Origin of the sequence: Candidatus Sulfidibacterium hydrothermale, assembly GCF_020149915.1 — a bacterium.
In the GTDB taxonomy this organism is placed as follows: Bacteria; Bacteroidota; Bacteroidia; order Bacteroidales; family F082; genus Sulfidibacterium; species Sulfidibacterium hydrothermale.
On record NZ_CP083760.1, the window covers coordinates 2,733,502 to 2,752,247 of the forward strand.

An 18,746-nucleotide genomic window follows, 5' to 3' on the forward strand; every position below is an offset into this window, starting at 1 on the left:
GATGAAACGTTCATAAAAATATATTGCGGGGTGGAGCAGTGGTAGCTCGACGGGCTCATAACCCGTAGGTCGTAGGTTCGAATCCTGCCCCCGCTACTGCAAGAAAGAGGCTGTTGGAATTTTCTGACAGCCTTTTTTCGTTTTTACCCTATACTATGTTCAAAGTTTACGTTTTATATTCGCAAAAATTCAACAAGATTTACATCGGGTACACCGGTAATCTCGAAAAAAGGCTCTTGTCACATAACAAACTGGCTCATAAAGGATACACCGTGAAATTCAGACCCTGGACACTGGTTTTTTCCGAAGAATTTCCCACTAAACAGCTCGCCATGAAACGCGAAAAACAACTAAAATCGGCAAAAGGAAGACGGTTTATCTGGGAAAAAATCAAAGCTTCTGGGCTCATATCCGCCGGCTGGCGGACGTAGGTTCGAATCCTGCCCCCGCTACTGCAAGAAAGAGGCTGTTGGAATTTTCTGACAGCCTTTTTTCGTTTTTACCCTATACTATGTTCAAAGTTTACGTTTTATATTCGCAAAAATTCAACAAGATTTACATCGGGTACACCGGTAATCTCGAAAAAAGGCTCTTGTCACATAACAAACTGGCTCATAAAGGATACACCGTGAAATTCAGACCCTGGACACTGGTTTTTTCCGAAGAATTTCCCACTAAACAGCTCGCCATGAAACGCGAAAAACAACTAAAATCGGCAAAAGGAAGACGGTTTATCTGGGAAAAAATCAAAGCTTCTGGGCTCATATCCGCCGGCTGGCGGACGTAGGTTCGAATCCTGCCCCCGCTACTGCAAGAAAGAGGCTGTTGGAATTTTCTGACAGCCTTTTTTCGTTTTTACCCTATACCATGTTCAAAGTTTACGTTTTATATTCGCAAAAATTCAACAAGATTTACATCGGGTACACCAGCAATCTCGAAAAAAGACTCTTGTCACACAACAAACTGGCTCATAAAGGATACACCGTGAAATTCAGACCCTGGACACTGGCCTTTTCCGAAGAATTTCCCACTAAACAGCTCGCCATGAAACGCGAAAAACAACTAAAATCGGCAAAAGGAAGACGGTTTATCTGGGAAAAAATCAAAGCTTCTGGGCTCATATCCGCCGGCTGGCGGACGTAGGTTCGAATCCTGCCCCCGCTACTGCAAGAAAGAGGCTGTTGGAATTTTCTGACAGCCTTTTTTCGTTTTTACCCTATACCATGTTCAAAGTTTACGTTTTATATTCGCAAAAATTCAACAAGATTTACATCGGGTACACCAGCAATCTCGAAAAAAGACTCTTGTCACACAACAAACTGGCTCATAAAGGATACACCGTGAAATTCAGACCCTGGACACTGGCCTTTTCCGAAGAATTTCCCACTAAACAGCTCGCCATGAAACGCGAAAAACAACTAAAATCGGCAAAAGGAAGACGGTTTATCTGGGAAAAAATCAAAGCTTCTGGGCTCATATCCGCCGGCTGGCGGACGTAGGTTCGAATCCTGCCCCCGCTACTGCAAGAAAGAGGCTGTTGGAATTTTCTGACAGCCTTTTTTCGTTTTTACCCTATACCATGTTCAAAGTTTACGTTTTATATTCGCAAAAATTCAACAAGATTTACATCGGGTACACCAGCAATCTCGAAAAAAGACTCTTGTCACACAACAAACTGGCTCATAAAGGATACACCGTGAAATTCAGACCCTGGACACTGGTTTTTTTCGAAGAATTTCCCACTAAACAGCTCGCCATGAAACGCGAAAAACAATTAAAATCGGCAAAAGGAAGACGGTTTATCTGGGAAAAAATCAAAGCTTCTGGGCTCATATCCGCCGGCTGGCGGACGTAGGTTCGAATCCTGCCCCCGCTACTGCAAGAAAGAGGCTGTTGGAATTTTCTGACAGCCTTTTTTCGTTTTTACCCTATACCATGTTCAAAGTTTACGTTTTATATTCGCAAAAATTCAACAAGATTTACATCGGGTACACCAGCAATCTCGAAAAAAGACTCTTGTCACACAACAAACTGGCTCATAAAGGATACACCGTGAAATTCAGACCCTGGACACTGGTTTTTTTCGAAGAATTTCCCACTAAACAGCTCGCCATGAAACGCGAAAAACAATTAAAATCGGCAAAAGGAAGACGGTTTATCTGGGAAAAAATCAAAGCTTCTGGGCTCATATCCGCCGGCTGGCGGACGTAGGTTCGAATCCTGCCCCCGCTACTGCAAGAAAGAGGCTGTTGGAATTTTCTGACAGCCTCTTTTCGTTTTTACCCTATACCATGTTCAAAGTTTACGTTTTATATTCGCAAAAATTCAACAAGATTTACATCGGGTACACCGGCAATCTCGAAAAAAGACTCTTGTCGCATAACAAATTGGCTCATAAAGGATACACCGTGAAATTCAGACCCTGGACGCTGATCTTTTCCAACAGGCCTCCGCTCCCACTTTTCAGGTTTGTCTCAACCTGAAAAGAGACGCATCCCCTTATTTTTCCATCGTGATATCCTTCACCCCCCCTTGTGGTAAGAAAATAATAGTGAAGAATGAAAAACAGTAATCGATGAACATTCTATTATCCACTATTTTGATTCACTTTTGTTCTTTGGTGCTTGCCTTTCGAGATTTCGTCCTTGCCCAGCCTTCCAGTCATCCATTCATATCATGCTACCCATCTGATTTACCCGTTAAATTTTCCATTTCTTCTCGTAAAAATGTGAAATTTTAAAAATCCCGGGAATCTAACCCGGAATATTCCCTAATTTTACGTTTTAATAATTATCCTCCCAAGCAGGATACAGGAAAGCAAAGAACCATGGAAAAAACCATCATTACTCAAATTGATGTTATCAAATTAAACCTTCCTTATAAAGAACCGTTTGTGATTTCGCTCGGTGTTATTGAGAGTGCTACCAATGTGGTCATAAAAATACACACTAACAGCGGCTTAACCGGAATTGGAGAATGTGCCCCTTTTGTCACTATTGTTGGCGAGACACAAGAAACGGTTTTTAGCTACGCAAAGCAACTGGCAAAAATGCTCAAAGGGAAAGATCCTTTTGCCCTTGAAGAAAGATTATATGAAATTGACCGTGCCGTTGCCGGAAACCCGACCATGAAAAGTGCTTTTGATATGGCGCTTTACGACCTGTTGGCAAAAAAAGCAAATATGCCTCTATACCAGCTTTTGGGAGGGCTAAACAATCGCGAAGTTTATACGGATATGACCATCAGTATTGGTCCGCCCGAGAAGGTAGCCCGCGATGCCGTCGCTTTCCAAAAAGCCGGATTTCCTGCCATCAAAGTAAAGCTGGGGACAAATACCCAAGACGATGTAGCCCGGATCAAGGCCATTCGCGAAGCAGTGGGAAATGACTATCCTATCCGTATTGATGCCAATCAGGGTTGGGATACCATTACGGCCATCAACACGTTAAAAGCTCTTGAAAAATACAATATTGAGCATTGCGAACAGCCTGTAGCGCACTGGAATGATGTGGAAATGGCAAAAGTAAGGGCCAACAGTCCCATTCCCATCATGGCTGACGAATCGGTTTTTGACCATCACGATGCTTTCCGGCTGGCTTCTATGGGCGCCTGCGATTTTTTCAATATTAAGTTTTCAAAATCGGGAGGAATATTTAAGGCTTTAAAAATCAATGCCATTGCCGAATCGGCGGGGATAAAATGTCAGGTGGGTTGTATGTCCGAATCGCGTTACGCCCTGACGGCTCTCATGCATTTTGTACTGGCTTCTCAAAACGTGGTCCATTTTGATATGGATTCATCGCTTATGCTGGATGCTGATCCGGTTACCGGAGGAATTCAATACCAGGGAAGCGGGAAGTGGACACTGGAAAATGACCTTCCGGGGATTGGTGCGGATTTTGACCCGGATTTTCTGAAAAGTATGGAAAGTGTAACCATCTAAACCATGGATAAAAAACCAACATTAAAAAAAACTTTCCCGTTTATCATGGAAAGCAAACTCCGGCCCGTTACTACCCTAAACGGAAAAAATTATCTCTACTTTGCCGGGACCAGTTACTATCAATTGCATGCCCATTCAGAGATTATTGCTTCAGCCGTAGAGGCCACACGGCAATGGGGAATTGGTGCTGCCACTTCGCGAACAATCAACGGAACAACACCACTATTATTAAAGCTGGAAAAAAAGATTGCCGATTTTTTCGAAACCGAAGATGCGGCTTACCTTCCGTCCGGTTATCTCAGTAACCTTGCCGGAATTCAGGCTTTGGAACAATTACAAATCTTCGACCGCATTTTTATTGACGAAAAAGCCCATTATTCCAACTTAGCCGGAGCCAGAGGAACCGGCAAAAAAGTGATCCAATTCTCTCATCTTGATGCTGATAATCTGGAAAAGAAAATAAAAAAACACCTGAAAAAAGGAGAAAAACCACTGATTGTTTCTGACGGACTGTTCCCCATAATGGCCGAAGTTCCGCCCGTTCCTGCTTACCTAAAAATAGCAGAAGCTTACGACGGCGCTATTTGGATAGATGATGCTCATGGTGCCGGCATCCTTGGCGAACACGGACGAGGTTTGTATGAATATTTTAATCTTTCATCAGACCGGCTTTATTCGGGCGGAACACTTTCCAAAGCTTTTGGTGCTTACGGTGGTTTTATTATCGGAGACAACCGTTTTATTCACACAGTAAAATCCGGAGAGGTCATGACCGGGACCAACTCTCCGCCAAGTGCAATAGCAGGAGCTGCATCGCGGGGTATCGAAATGATCAAAAACAATCCTGAATTTCTCCGCCGGTTAAAAAGCAATGCGTTGTATCTTAAAGCCAAAATAAAATCCATTGGAATTGCTGCAGAAGAAAACGCCATTCCGATAGTAGCTTTTTCTTCAGGTAATGCTGAAAAAATGGAAAAGATTCAACAAATGCTGATGAATAAAGGTATTTACATTCAGTTCGTTAAATATATCGGAGCCGGTTCGGAAGGGATTTTACGCATCGTGGTTTCTTCTGCTCACACCAAAGAAGAAATTGACTTTTTGGTAAATTCTCTTGCTTTTATTCTTTAACGAAATCCCAACCGGGTTTAATGCATAACGTATCCCAAAATAAGATACAACACCGCAGTAATACTTCCCACAAACAAAGCATAAGGTAACTGTGTCCGGACATGATCAATATGATCAGAAGCCGAAGCCATGGACGAAATAATAGTCGTATCAGAAATAGGGGAACAATGGTCACCAAAAACCCCGCCACCAATGGTAGCCGCCACAACAAGGTATAAATTAGCATGTTGCGCCTGAGCCATCGGTACCGAAATCGCCATCATAATGGCAAAGGTTCCCCAGGATGTTCCGGTGGAAAAAGCAATAAACGAGCTGATCACAAATAAAATAAACGGAAGAAGTTGAGGAGTGAGCCAAGCTTTGGTTTGTGCTGCTACATACACTCCGGTTCCCAGTTTATTACTCACATCACTAATCGAAAACGCCAGCATCATCAACAAGGCCAGCGGCATCATTTCACTAATTCCTTTCAGCGTCAGGTCAACCATTTCTTTGGTTTTCATTATTTTCTGTACTCTGTACAAAACCATAGCCACCAGTAATGAAGTAATTACCGAATATAAAACTGCCGAAGAACCCGATCCGGCACCAATGGCCTGTACAAGGTAATCAAACCAGCCGGTAGCGTCTTTTACTGAAGGATAACCGGTATAAAACAAATAAACCGGCATCATCATGACCATTGTCAAGATAGGAATATACATGTTGTATGCCCGGAGTTTGATTCCCTCTTTCGATTCCAAAGAAGTAATCGTATCCGAAACCAACGGATGGGCGTTATCATTTAACAATTTACCGGTTTCACGGGTTCTTTTTTCCGCTTTGGCCATCGGACCAAAATCCTTTTTGGTGACAATGATAAAAAAGACCAGCAAAATGGTCAAAACAGGGTAAAAATCGTACAACAGAGCATTTCCCAAAACAGCCATCGGACGCTGAATCCCTTGTGTCAAGAGTAATCCCATGATAAAAGCTCCCCAGGCATTAAACGGAATCAGGATAGAGGATGGCGCGGAAGTAGAATCTGCAATATAAGCCAGTTTTTCGCGGGGAATTTTAAATTTGTCAAACAACGGACGATACAATGTACCGACGGTTAATGAGCTGATGCTGGTTTCTACAAAAAGTACCACACCGGTAATCATGGCCAACAGCTGAACAAACATCCGGCTTTTCATCTTTTTGCTTTTTTCTATTTTTTCAATAAACCGGCTAATGGAGATCATAAATCCGTCCACACCACCCGAATACTGAATAAACAGCAACAAAGCCCCCACCAAAGCGCTAAACATAATGGTACGGGTATTGCCCGGCGACTTAAACACATTGACAAAAGCATCGATGGTGGCAAACGTACCGGTGAAAACATTCCAGCCATTAATGATCAGCCAGCCCAGCCAGGTTCCGAAAATCAGAGCAACATAAACCTGTTTGGTACGCAAAGCCAGAATAATAGCCAGTACCGGCGGGAGAATAGAAAAAAAACCGTAATCGTGCATCGGCATGCTTTTTGAGTTTATAAACCAACCTTTTTATCAGAGAATCCGGCAAAAGATCCATTTGATCCGGAGAAGCAAACGACTTAATCCTTTACAAACAAACGGTTTCCCTGTTAAGGCAAATATAGCCATCTTTATAAAAATCACGAATGCATAACCCGTTAATTTTCTGTCAAATTCATTCAAATCTGTTAAAAATAAACGAGCCATCATTTGACACAAGTTTTTATCTTTAACTCAAATTACCAAACCCTTTGATTATGCGTAAACTGTTGTTTTTCATCGCTCTGAGTTTTTTCTTTACTTCAAGTTTCGCCAAAAAGCCGCTGTACAAAAAACATCATGTTGTCAACAAAATTTTAAAAGAGGTGGTAAACAACCCCGATTTTAAACCGGCAGCATTTGCATTTCTGGCCATTGACGGTCAAACCGGCGAAATCATTGCCCAGTATCATCCGGATAAAGCACTCCGGCCGGCGTCTAACCAAAAACTCATATCCACCGCCACAGTGTTACAGCTGTATGGGCCGGATTTTCGTTTTCAGACAAAATTGGGTTATACCGGCCACATTGATACTTTAAACCATGTTTTATACGGAAACATCATCATCCGAGGAGGCGGTGATCCTACACTTGGTTCCCGGTATTTCGAACAAACCAAAAACCATCAATTTCTTGCACAATGGGTCAGTGCTGTAAAAAAGTTAGGGATTGATTCGGTGGCGGGCCACGTAATTGCCGATGCCGGTATTTTCAGCCGCGATATCGTTCCGGTCTCCTGGTCGTGGACCAACATGGGCGATTACTATGGAGCCGGAGCCTGTGGACTCACCATCTTCGACAATATGTACAGAATCTATTTTGATTCCGACAGCCTTGCTGGCGATACAGTTACCATAGACTCCATCGTACCCCAGGTTCCCCATCTCATTTTTAATAACGGACTGATTGCCGATACCGTTCACGACGATGAAAGCAACATTTTAGGGGCTCCGTATTGTAACATGCGATACCTCAGAGGAAGAATTCCGTTAAATCAAAAGGGATTCTCAGCAAAAGGTTCCCTTCCTGATCCGGCAGATTATGCTGCGTATGTTTTGGAAAAAAGATTACAAAAATCGGGAATCAAAATAAAAGCCAATTCTACTACTGTACGACAACTTCTCTTAACCGGCAACCGGATAAACACCCAAAACCTGCATGTTATATCAACAATTTTATCGCCACCGCTATCTGAAATCATCCATCAAACCAACATCCACAGCATCAATCTCTTTGCTGAACATTTTCTGGATTATTCCGGATTAAAACTCATTGGCAAAGCACAAACCGAAGCTGATGCCAAAGCAGTTATGCAATACTGGGAAAAACAAGGAATGAATATTCAGGGCATGGCACTTACTGATGGCAGCGGACTTTCACAATACAATGCCGTCACTCCCCGGCAAATGGTTTTTCTGTTGAATTACATGAAACACAGAAGTCCTTATTTTAATGTGTATTATCAGTCGTTACCGCTTGCCGGAAAGAGTGATAAAGCCGGCACTTTGGAGGGAATGTTTAAAGGCAGCACCGCAGAAAACAACCTGCGCGCCAAAAGCGGAACCATTGATCGCGTAAAGGCCTATTCCGGCTACGTAACTTCACTATCCGGCCGGAAAATTATTTTTTCCATGATGGTGAACAATTTCGGTTGTTCATCGCGAAAAGCCCGGGCTCAACTGGAGAAACTCATGATTGCCCTGGCTGAACTCAAAAAGTAGGTTACCCGGAAACTAACTTACGGATTCTTCCATAAGTTTTAAGGTCCTTCTTGTGGCATTAAATTTGGCCAAAGTCCCCACGGGCAGTGTCATTTTTAATTGGATGTGACCAAAAGGAAAGCCATAAGCCACCGGAATATTGAGTGGTTTTAAGATATCTTCAATTGCCCGTTTCAGCGGGATCGTCGGCGGGTCGTTTTCACTGCATTTATAAAAAATACCCAGTACAATTCCATTGGCTTTTCTTAAATTGGTAGCCTGCACCAGCTGGGTAAGCATGCGGTCAACCCGATAGGTTTTTTCTTCAATTTCTTCAATAAAAACAATTTTATTTTCAAAATCGGTTTCAAAATCGCTGCCTGCCATCGAAGCCAAAACACTTAAATTTCCACCAATCAGTTCTCCTTCAGCTTTCCCTTCGCGAATGGTATAAAAATCAAACTCCGGATTATTTTCCGTATTTTCTTCTCTTTTGTAAGGATATTTATAGCGGGGAGAAGGATCTATCAAAACGTGTCGAAATACCTTAAGGGTAAAATCATCGAATTCTGAGATTCCCATAGGGCCATGAAAACATACCAAACCGGTTCGTTCGTTTATGGCAGAAAGCAAAGCGGTGATATCGCTGTAACCAATAAAAATTTTCGGATTTTTCCGGATAATTTCATAGTCCAGCAAATCCAGCACCCGGATAGAACCGTAACCGCCTCTGACGCACATAATGGCATCCACCTCTGTATTGGCAAACATATGCATCAACTCATCGGCCCGTTCTTTATCGGTGCCGGCAAAATAACCGTATTCCGACAAAACGGAAGGCAAATAATGGGTTTTATATCCCATTCCTTCCAATGTTTTTACTGCTCCTTGCAGTTGTTTTTCAGTAATCGGACTTCCCGGGGTAACCAAGCCAATGGTATCTCCCTGTTCTAACCTCTTCGGGACAATTCGGGCCGGTTTATGTTTTACTTTCAAAGGATTTGTTATGGATTGTGCCGACAAGCCCAAAGGAGGCAATGCTGACAGTGCTCCTACGGCCACCATACTTTTAATAAACGTTCTTCTGTCCGACATGATTTTATTTTTTTACATCAAAAAAGATTTTACACAAAAAAGAAAGAACAGAGTAAAGGTAATAAAACTCTGTTCTTTCTTTAATCACCTAATTAACATCAGATTAATTCATCCACCATAACGGATCAACAGGTGATTTCTGATTATCGGCTACATTGTCAGGGTTCCGCTGTACTTCGGTTGACGGATATTGTGCCCGTACCAACCATTCTCCCGGGAAATCACTCTGATCATTATCTGCCGGAAGAGACAAATCTTTGAAAACATCTGTAGAGAAATTATATCTTCTGAGATCCACAAAAGTTTCCGGATTCAGGAAATTGGCGATATATTTCTGCCACATAATATCTTCCAATTTCAGATTGTCGGCTCCCATAGCTACTGAAGGATCGGCCAAATAATCGGTTCCGTTCACTCCCAGTTTAGCCATGTTGGCAGCAATACCGGCTAAATAAGCATCATAACCGGCTTGTGTAGTACCTACACTGGTGGTTGTTCCGCCATTGGCCAGAAATTCGGCTTCTGCTTTGATGAACAAAGCTTCAGAATACGAAATAATCACAATCGGCGCTGTGGCATTGGTATAATAACCCTCTTCGCGAAAATCGGTATTTGCCTGACTTCCGTCACCAGAGACACCATAACCGCCACTCACATAACCTTTATACACATCGCTTCCATCATCGGTTTCAGCATAAACCGGAAGACGCGGGTCCATTGTGACCACACCGCCTGTAAACGGATAGGATGTACCATCCATGTAAGAAACCAGCTGGTCGCAAATCACATCATGTGCATTACCGGTATGTTTGGCCAGAACTTCTCTTGAGTACCAAGGATTAAGATGTTTTGTATCAAAAAACATTTGGAAATCATCATCATTGGAAGTAAAGCCTTTGGCAATAGCATCCAAAGCTTTCTGGGCGGCTTGTGCTGCTCCCAATTTATTGACAAGATGTAAAGCATAACGGGCCTTTAAGGTATAAGCAGCTTTTAACCATTTACTGACATCTCCATGATAAATCAAATCCGTTTTATCATCAATGGTGTAACCTGAATTATCCGGAGCTTCCAACTCGGTAATAGCCGCATCAAGAAGCGAAAAGATATCGTTATAAATAGCTTCCTGAGAATCGAATCCCGGAGTAAAATTATCAGAAGCTTTTGCAGCCTGCGAATAAGGAATATTCTCATAGCTATCGGTAGCCAGACCAATATTGATCGCTGTCAAGATCCGGGCTATCGCATCAAAATGAGTAGCATTTACTGCTGAAGCTTTTTGAAAAATTGTTTTCAGGTTAGGTAAAATGTACAAATAAACATTACTCCAGGTTCCGGAGATTGTAGTTGTACCAGCAGCACCTCCACCCTGGTAAACAAAATTTTGGGAATAGTTTCCGAAAATTCTTTCCGCATCATACTGGGCATAAATGGTATGATAAATAACAGGCGCCAGCAAATCGTTCATCCGAAGCTGATCGGCACTTACGGCAGAGGTAGGGGTATTCACATCAAAGTAGTCTTTACCGCAACTGGTAACCAATACGGTAAGAAAGACAACAGCGATTGTTTTTAGTATATTTTTCATATCTCTCATTTTTTAAAATTGAAATTTAATACCGAAGGTATAACTCTGACTCAACGGTACCGTTAAACCGGTGTAACCGTAAATGTTTGTAGCAGCACCAAAATAGTTGGCTTCGGGATCAAATCCGTCAAACGGAGTCCAGATAATGATATTATGCGCATTGGCAAACACATCAAAGCTCCGGATATGATTCAGATGGAAACGGTAAGTAATACCAATGGTTCTGAGTTTTACCCAAGAAGCATCTTTCAACAGCACTTCAGCGGCATTGTTGTAGTTGTTCCAGTCTCTGTAGTAGCTGTTAGCCGTAATCTCCAACGGAATATCATTGGGTTTGTAACCACCGTTTCCGTCGTCGGTAACCCCTTCCAGAACCCGTTCCTGATCACGGAATTCGGTTTCAAGCAGGTTTCCGTTCCGCAGGGCATTACGATATCCTTTATCATAAACATCGCCGCCGTTTTTCCATTCAATCAGGAAATTAAAGCTGAGATTTTTCCAGGTGAAGTTTGATCCGACAGAGGCAACGAAATCAGGGAATGCATTTCCAACTTTCACCATTTGGTTTCCATTGGTATAGAAATAACCATCGTTTTTATCTCCGGTGATCATCCATTTTCCGGCAGAACTTCCTGATGAAATAACATAACGTTGACCATCAACGGTTTTAAATACCCAACCATACAGTGAGCCAATTTCATCACCCACTTTGGCTTTGGAAGTAATCCGGTCGCTAAAGAAAACAATTTCATCCAAATCGGGAGGTAAAGCTTCTACCCGGCCTTTATTGGTAGACCAGTTCACATAAATTTCCCATTTAATGTTGTTGTTCCGGATGACATCACCACTAACCATCACTTCATGTCCCCAGGTTTTATAGTCACCGGCATTTCTCACCACGCCAGAGAGTCCTGAAGAATAAGCTGTTCCCACCGTAAAGATTTGATCTTTTACGTTGGTGGTATAATAAGAATAGTCAACCCGCAACCGGTTTCTGAAGAAATGCAAGTTGGTACCTACTTCAAAGCTGTTATCTCTTTCCGGTTTGATATTCAAGTCTCCAGAAGTGGTACTCGCACGATATCCACCTGCGGCTCCAAACGGGAAGTCCGGGTCCGGAATATAATAATGACCAATTTGTCCGAAACGCGGGCCTTTACCTACCTGAGCCCAGGAGATTCTGATTTTACCAAAGGTAAACACTTTACTGTTTTTGAAGAAATCTTCGGTAAACACATACGAACCACTTACCGAAGGATAGAAGAATGAACGGTTTCCTTCAGGCATGGTAGAAACCCAGTCATTACGACCGGTGGTATTCACAAATAATTTGTTTTTGTAACCCAATTGCAAGGAGTAGAATACCCCCACATTCCGTTCGTCAGTTACACTGGCTCCGGCAAAGGTATTAATGGTATTGCTCAAATCATTAATTCCAGGAACATTCAATCCTTCACCACGGATGTAATAGTAATTTCTTTGCCGGTCAGAAACCTGATTACCCAGAGTTAAACTGGTATTAAAATCTTTTGTCCAGTTATGGTTGAAATGGAGCAACAGATCGGATTCCAAACCGGTGTAAAAAATATTTTCATCTACAATAAAACCATGTACCTGTGATCCAACATCCAAATCGGGTGGAACAAAACGGTTTCTCCGGTCAGAATAATTATCTACCTGGAAAGAATAAGTTGCAGACATCCATTTATAAGGTTGCCAATTTACATTGATATTGGCAATCCAACGATTCAGATGACTTTGCAAGTTACTCTTTTCAAGGAAATAACGCGGGTTATCAATAATTCCGTTAGTATAGTTTTTTTCTGTACCATCCGGATATTCATAATCGTTAATCGGGAAAGTAGCCGACCAGTAAGACAACGAGCTAAATACCGATTTATCCCCGCTATTAGCCTGTTTTGAAAAGGTTTTGGTATAAGAAATTGATGTATTAAACTGAAGGTTTTTCAACAGCTTATACCCGGCATTTACCCTAAATGTTTTTTTATCGTAATAGGTGTTGGGCAAAACGCCGTTATCGGTGGTCCAATTTGACGAGAAGAAATAATTAAACCGGTCGCTGGCACCACTGATATTGAAGTTCAGCTGAGTATTAATCCCGGTTTTAAACAATTCGTAAGGATCATGAAACGCATCATGACGAAGGTCGATGGAATCACCAGAAGGCATAATAAACCAATCCTGCGAGAAAGGAACGCCCCACGAATAGAACGCAAAGCTTCCCGGACGCAGGTAGCCACCCGGAGCATCGGGATCAATCACAGCACCCGGAATTTTTGTGGTACGGTTTCCTTCACGATATGTTTCTTGCAACGAAGGAGTTTTCACTACTTTTCTAAAAGTAGTATTCATCGTCAGATTAATTTTAGGTGCTCCTTTTTTACCTTTTTTGGTTGTAATGACAATAGCACCATTGGCAGCACGCACACCGTAAAGTGCGGTAGCGGCAGCCCCTTTCAAGACAGAATAACTGGCAATGTCGTCGGGGTTGAGGTCACCTACACGGCTGGCAAAGTCAAACTGTTCGTTACTTCCGGTTGCATTGGAACCGGCGCTGGGCAATACGTTACCAGCAAAAGTAGAGTTGTCAATGGGCATCCCGTCCACAATAATCAACGGTTGATTACTTCTGCCCGGGTCAATAGAGGTGATCCCGCGGATCAGAATATCAACACCACCGCCGGCAGAACCACCGGTTTGTGAAATTTGCAGCCCCGGCACTTTACCCTGCAGAGCAGCAACAGCATCGGTTTGTCCGGCAATGTCCACATCTTTGGGTTTAATTTGGGTTACCGAATATCCCAATGCCCGGGTTTCTTTTTTGATACCAAAAGCTGTAACAACTACTTCGTTCAGCTTTTTCACACTTTCTTGCAGGACAACATTGAGGGTTGGGCCGGTAACCTTCACTTCTTTGGTATCATACCCTACAAAGGAAAATACCAATATACTGCCGTTAGCAGCATGAATTTTGTATTTTCCATCCAGATCGGTTGTGGTTCCGATGGTCGTTCCTTTCACCCGAATATTCACGCCTGGTAATCCGACCCCGGTGTTGTCTTTAACAACACCCTTTACTACCTGCGTTTGTGCCAGTAGTAATTGGGAGGCGGAAATAAACATGATGGTAAGAAACAAGAACCTGTACACTTTTTTCATAAGCCTATCATTTTAAATTAATACTAAAAAATTGAATTATAATTTCATACGTTTTTATTTTTTGTTATTACCTTATTTGTTCTCTATTTTTTAACGCTTATTTTGTTTTATTAACTTTTATTAAATACATGGGCGTGCAAAATGGGAAATTTTTTGGTTAAAAGTACGTTTTTTTAAATTAAACTTTTTTTATCCCAATCCCAGGAAGATTAGTCAGGGTAACTTTTCCATTTACGATCTTCATTCCTGTAAACGGATCGTTTTTAATCAACAGGTTTCCATCCAGATCAGCATAGTCGACCAACGGAGCCAATTGGGCTACTGCTGAAACGCCACATGAGGTTTCGGTCATACAGCCAATCATCACTTTCATTTTCAACGCCCGCGCCACGGTAATCATTTTTTTGGCTTCCCACAAACCGGTACTTTTCATTAGTTTGATGTTGATTCCCGAATAGGCTCCATGAATTTTATCGACAATATCGGGCAACCGCTGAAAGGCTTCATCGGCCATCGTAGGCAACGGGCTGTATTCGGTAAGCCACGCCATATCATCAAGCTGATTTTTAGGCATCGGTTGTTCTACCAAAAGCACGCCCTTTTCTTTCAGCCAATAAATCATATCCAATGCTTTATTACGGTCTTTCCATCCCTGATTGACATCCACATACAACGGAAGGTCCGTTACCGAACGTACCGTATCAATCATTTCCTGATCATTTCCACGGCCCAGTTTCACCTTCAAAATCTTCAGGTGCTGTTTCATCTTCAGGGCTTCTTCGGTTTTGGCTCGTACCACATCGGGTTTATCAATTCCGATGGTAAAGTCGGTATCCGGTGTTTTTTCGGGGTTCAGTCCCCACAAACGATAAAGGGGTTCATTCACCAGTTTCCCCTGTAAATCATGTAAAGCAATATCCACCGATGCTTTCGCAGCAGGATTTCCTACCGCAATAGAGTCGATATAAGTTAAAATATCATCTGTAAGAAAAGGGTCTGAAAACTGTTCCAGGTTCACCTGAGACAAAAATTTAGTAGCCGTTTGTATGGATTCGCCAAGGTAAGGAGGCATGGAAGCTTCGCCATAACCTACCACGCCGTCGTATTCAATTTGGGTAAGAATATCGGGGGTAGAATTTCGCGAATACTCTGCCACCGTAAAAGTATGCTGCATTTGCAGCGGATAAGGTTTAAAAGTAAGCTTCATTTTTGGACGTGAACCGTTTTTTAAATAAGCCGGAACTGATTTCCCAAAAGCAATTTTAGGTACCATAGCTCCCGCAGCGCTTATTCCGATAATTTTTGTAAAGTTCCTTCTGTTAATCAACATATTTTATTTTGTTTTAAGCATTTGAAAAAACGGATTATCTTCCAATCGTTGTATCGTTGTTCCATTCACCTGTCCGATAATACGCACGGCTCTCACAAAACGGGGAGCATACTCTCCGGCATATTCCGAACTTGCGGGATCCATACTGCTGATGCGTACTTTTCCGGAAGAATGAATAAAGCGACCACCACCGATATACATCGCCACATGGGTTACCTTTTCCGGTTGATTTTCTTTTGCTTTCCGGCCAAAGAACAACAAATCTCCCGGCCGCAAGCCTTTAAACTCAAAATGCGTGGTAATCTCTTTCCCGAAATGGGTTTGCTGCGATGCGTCACGCTGTAAAAGAATTCCATTCAGATAATAAATGGTAGAAGTAAAACCACTGCAATCAATCGCTTTGGAAGAACGTCCTCCCCAGAGGTACGGAATACCGTTGAATTTTAAAGCTGTATTTACCAAACTTTCCGGAGTAGGTTTTCGATGAATAAAGTTGTCAAAATTAACAGCTTCTGTCTTTTTCACAAATGCCACTCTCCCATCCGGATATTTTACCTGGTAAAAAGTTCCTTTGGTTGCAATCACCGGCAAAATGCATCCCACAGCCAAATCACTGACCACAAGCGAATGCGTATCGGGTTTCGAATAAGAAAAACCATATTGCCGGTTATATACCATTTTGGAATGATTTTCGTAACGCTGCAAATCTTCCTGGGTAAAGAGAACAATATCGGCCTGATTTATCCAGCCCAAGTAACGATCCGGCGTTTGAATCAAATACCATTCGCCTTTTTTCTGAAACACCTTTAATGGCGTACCCAACAATGCCTGATTCAACATTTCGGAAGCCCGTGTGGTTTTCCTGCGAATGCTTGAAACGGAATTATTTATGAGCGCAACCTTATTTTTCCATTGCTTTTCGGGCAACAAGGAAATATCACAACGAACTCCCGGAAATTGATTTTTCAGCTGAAGCAAAGCCTTTTTGGCTTCATTATTTTCTACAACACCCTGTACGGCAACCGCTCCATTTTGCTGACGGACAACTGAAACACGCCACAAAGCCACCCGTGTATCCGGGGCAAACACTTTCTGCAGCGAATCCACATTTCCCTTTACCTCCGAAACCAATGATCTCTCACTGGTTTCGGAGCAGGAACCCAACATCACTATCGCTATCAGAAAAATTATCAAATGCTTCATTTTCATTTCAGTCAACTCCATTTCCTCATACTATTTCATCGATCACCAACGGATTACCGCTTGCTGTTCTAATTTCGTCAGAATAAACCGCTTTGGGTTTATTTCGTAAAGTATATTGTGATACCATTATTTCCCCATAGGCTCCCGTACTTCTGATAGCCACAAGATCGCCTCTTTTGGTTTTCGGAAGCATTACATCATCATCAAAGCTATCAGAAGTTTCACAAACCGGTCCCACTACATCATATTTATAATTTTTTATCTGCGCTCCCGGTCTGGAGATATTCTGAATTTTATGTTGTGCTCCATACAACGCCGGCCGGATAAGATCGGTCATACCGGCATCCAGTATCATAAACTCTTTATTCAGTCCTTTTTTTATGTACAGCACTTTAGAAATCAAGCTGCCCATTTGGCCAACTACCGAGCGTCCCAGTTCAAAATGAACCTTTTGTCCTTCGCGTACTTTCAGATGCTCATGAATCGTATCGAAAAAATGTTCAAAATCGGGAATAGGCTCAGCATCCGGATCTTCATAATTGATTCCCAGTCCACCGCCTAAATTAATATGCTCAAGCAACAAACCGTGTTTCTTATAAATAATGTCCTGAATGCTGTTTACTTTTTCGCACAATTCAATATACGGAGCCAGTTCCCTGATTTGTGAACCGATATGAAAATGCAAACCGATAAGCTGGATATGCGAAAGGCTGTTGACCCGCCGGATAACCCGGTCAAGAAACTGAAGTGGAATTCCGAACTTGTTTTCCGGCAAACCCGTTGTGAGATATTTATGCGTAATGGCATCAATATCCGGATTTAACCGAAGGGAAACCGGGACCACTTTTTGTTTTTTACGGCCCCATTCGTTAATCACTTCGATCTCTTCAATCGATTCACAATTAAAACTGAAAATCGATTGATCGATGGCATAAATAATTTCTGCGTCGCTTTTTCCCACACCGGCAAAAACCACTTTTTCGGACGGAATCCCCATTTCCACTGCTTTCTTCACTTCATTTCCGCTGACACAATCGGCACCCAGTCCGTAATCTTTAATGATTTGCAGCACCCGATCATTGGCATTTGCTTTAATCGCATAATGAATATGATAGTCATATTTTCCGGCTGCACGGGTGAGGTTATCTAAACTTTTGTGTAGCAAGGATATATCATAAAAATAAAAGGGCGTTTCCACCTGCAAAAAATACTGATATAATGCTTTGTTGAACAAGTGTTTAATTTTTAATTTTATTTTTGAATGTCCAAATTTAAACCTAACATAATTTATATAAAAAATTTTTAATAATTTTATACAAAATTTCTAAAGCACGTTAAGATTTTAACAGATGAAAACAATTGGTGAAATTGTAAAGCAATTAATCAGAGAAACCCCTTTTATGGAGGAGGCACTGGAAGAAGGTTTGGTGAATATTTCTGCCTTGTCGAGAAAGCTAAAACCTCAGGTTGAAGCCGAACTGGGAAAAGAGGTGCAGACCGGTGCCATTGTGATGGCTATTAAAAGGTACGATCCCGGATACAATTACAATCTTAAATTCGGAATCAAACAATTTGTCAGTAATCTGGGGGATTTAATTGTTCAATCGGGATTGATGCATTACACTTTTGAAAATTCCAACACTCTGGCAGAAAAACACCGGGAACTGGTTAACAGTATTTCCGGCGACCAGATCTATTATTCGGTGTCACGCGGAATTTTCGAGACAACTGTAGTAGTAAGCAACTCGACCGCTCATCTTGTCGAAAAGATTTTTGCCGGGGAAAAATTGATCTTTCAAAAATTCGGTTTGTCTTCCATCACCCTAAGACTTCCCAAAAAGCGTGACGAAACCACCGGATTTTTCTATTATATTCTAAAAAATATTGCACTGGAAAATATCAATATCGAAGAACTCATCTCCACAACCAACGAGTTTACCATCCTGGTTCGTGAAAAAGATATTGATCATGCTTTTTCCATTCTTATGCGGTTGAAAAAGTCCAAAAATCAAGGCTCTCCTGCTTTATAGTTTTA

At 42.0% G+C, this 18,746-nt stretch carries 18 protein-coding genes and 1 tRNA gene; 12 read left to right on the forward strand and 7 right to left on the reverse strand.

The window, feature by feature from the left end; translation table 11 throughout:
- The first annotated feature begins 24 nt into the window (after positions 1–24).
- The 10 genes from LA303_RS11225 to LA303_RS11270 all read left to right on the forward strand — a co-directional run bounded on the left by LA303_RS11225 (position 25) and on the right by LA303_RS11270 (position 5,074).
- Positions 25–96: transfer RNA gene (locus tag LA303_RS11225), tRNA-Met, on the forward strand.
- Between the two features lie 59 nt (positions 97–155).
- Positions 156–431, forward strand: coding sequence for a GIY-YIG nuclease family protein (locus tag LA303_RS11230; RefSeq protein WP_240525486.1), 276 nt, complete (start codon positions 156–158; stop codon positions 429–431).
- An 80-nt stretch (positions 432–511) separates the two neighbouring features.
- Positions 512–787 (forward strand): GIY-YIG nuclease family protein, encoded by a 276-nt coding sequence (locus LA303_RS11235; protein ID WP_240525486.1) that lies wholly within the window; start codon positions 512–514, stop codon positions 785–787.
- A gap of 80 nt (positions 788–867) precedes the next feature.
- Complete coding sequence (locus tag LA303_RS11240; protein ID WP_240525487.1) at positions 868–1,143, forward strand: GIY-YIG nuclease family protein; 276 nt, start codon at positions 868–870, stop codon at positions 1,141–1,143.
- An 80-nt stretch (positions 1,144–1,223) separates the two neighbouring features.
- Entirely contained in the window at positions 1,224–1,499 is a 276-nt protein-coding gene (locus LA303_RS11245; RefSeq protein WP_240525487.1) for a GIY-YIG nuclease family protein, read from the forward strand.
- 80 nt (positions 1,500–1,579) lie between these two features.
- The gene (locus tag LA303_RS11250) at positions 1,580–1,855 is read left to right on the forward strand and encodes a GIY-YIG nuclease family protein (RefSeq protein WP_240525488.1); all 276 of its coding nucleotides are present in this window, start codon (positions 1,580–1,582) and stop codon (positions 1,853–1,855) included.
- An 80-nt stretch (positions 1,856–1,935) separates the two neighbouring features.
- Positions 1,936–2,211: a GIY-YIG nuclease family protein gene (locus LA303_RS11255; protein WP_240525488.1), complete on the forward strand. Its 276-nt coding sequence runs from the start codon at positions 1,936–1,938 to the stop codon at positions 2,209–2,211.
- Between the two features lie 80 nt (positions 2,212–2,291).
- On the forward strand, positions 2,292–2,483 hold the full coding sequence (locus tag LA303_RS13610) for a GIY-YIG nuclease family protein (RefSeq protein WP_240525489.1): 192 nt from the start codon (positions 2,292–2,294) through the stop codon (positions 2,481–2,483).
- 344 nt (positions 2,484–2,827) lie between these two features.
- Positions 2,828–3,943, forward strand: coding sequence for a mandelate racemase/muconate lactonizing enzyme family protein (locus LA303_RS11265; RefSeq protein ID WP_240525490.1), 1,116 nt, complete (start codon positions 2,828–2,830; stop codon positions 3,941–3,943).
- Between the two features lie 45 nt (positions 3,944–3,988).
- On the forward strand, positions 3,989–5,074 hold the full coding sequence (locus tag LA303_RS11270) for an aminotransferase class I/II-fold pyridoxal phosphate-dependent enzyme (RefSeq protein ID WP_240525491.1): 1,086 nt from the start codon (positions 3,989–3,991) through the stop codon (positions 5,072–5,074).
- Between the two features lie 17 nt (positions 5,075–5,091).
- Here LA303_RS11270 and LA303_RS11275 read toward each other — a convergent pair whose 3' ends face one another.
- Positions 5,092–6,573: a Na+/H+ antiporter NhaC family protein gene (locus LA303_RS11275; RefSeq protein ID WP_240527141.1), complete on the reverse strand. Its 1,482-nt coding sequence runs from the start codon at positions 6,571–6,573 to the stop codon at positions 5,092–5,094.
- A 260-nt stretch (positions 6,574–6,833) separates the two neighbouring features.
- Here LA303_RS11275 and dacB point away from each other — a divergent pair, with 260 nt between their 5' ends.
- The gene (gene dacB / locus LA303_RS11280; protein WP_240525492.1) at positions 6,834–8,336 is read left to right on the forward strand and encodes a D-alanyl-D-alanine carboxypeptidase/D-alanyl-D-alanine endopeptidase; all 1,503 of its coding nucleotides are present in this window, start codon (positions 6,834–6,836) and stop codon (positions 8,334–8,336) included.
- A gap of 12 nt (positions 8,337–8,348) precedes the next feature.
- On the opposite strand, the gene LA303_RS11285 is transcribed toward dacB, so the two are convergent.
- The 6 genes from LA303_RS11285 to lysA form a co-directional block, all read right to left on the reverse strand.
- Positions 8,349–9,410: a S66 peptidase family protein gene (locus LA303_RS11285; protein WP_240525493.1), complete on the reverse strand. Its 1,062-nt coding sequence runs from the start codon at positions 9,408–9,410 to the stop codon at positions 8,349–8,351.
- 103 nt (positions 9,411–9,513) lie between these two features.
- The gene (locus tag LA303_RS11290; protein ID WP_240525494.1) at positions 9,514–10,998 is read right to left on the reverse strand and encodes a SusD/RagB family nutrient-binding outer membrane lipoprotein; all 1,485 of its coding nucleotides are present in this window, start codon (positions 10,996–10,998) and stop codon (positions 9,514–9,516) included.
- A gap of 12 nt (positions 10,999–11,010) precedes the next feature.
- Positions 11,011–14,178 carry a SusC/RagA family TonB-linked outer membrane protein gene (locus LA303_RS11295; protein WP_240525495.1) on the reverse strand — a complete coding sequence of 1,056 codons (3,168 nt, stop codon included), beginning with the start codon at positions 14,176–14,178 and terminating at the stop codon, positions 11,011–11,013.
- Between the two features lie 178 nt (positions 14,179–14,356).
- On the reverse strand, positions 14,357–15,508 hold the full coding sequence (locus LA303_RS11300) for a dipeptide epimerase (RefSeq protein WP_262901500.1): 1,152 nt from the start codon (positions 15,506–15,508) through the stop codon (positions 14,357–14,359).
- 3 nt (positions 15,509–15,511) lie between these two features.
- Positions 15,512–16,711 carry a C40 family peptidase gene (locus LA303_RS11305; RefSeq protein WP_240525496.1) on the reverse strand — a complete coding sequence of 400 codons (1,200 nt, stop codon included), beginning with the start codon at positions 16,709–16,711 and terminating at the stop codon, positions 15,512–15,514.
- Positions 16,712–16,736: 25 nt separating this feature from the next.
- The gene (gene lysA, locus LA303_RS11310; RefSeq protein ID WP_240525497.1) at positions 16,737–17,945 is read right to left on the reverse strand and encodes a diaminopimelate decarboxylase; all 1,209 of its coding nucleotides are present in this window, start codon (positions 17,943–17,945) and stop codon (positions 16,737–16,739) included.
- 115 nt (positions 17,946–18,060) lie between these two features.
- On the opposite strand from lysA, the gene LA303_RS11315 reads away from it, so the two are divergent.
- A complete protein-coding gene (locus LA303_RS11315; protein ID WP_240525498.1) occupies positions 18,061–18,741 on the forward strand; it encodes an aspartate kinase in 681 nt (226 codons plus the stop codon).
- Positions 18,742–18,746 lie beyond the last annotated feature (5 nt).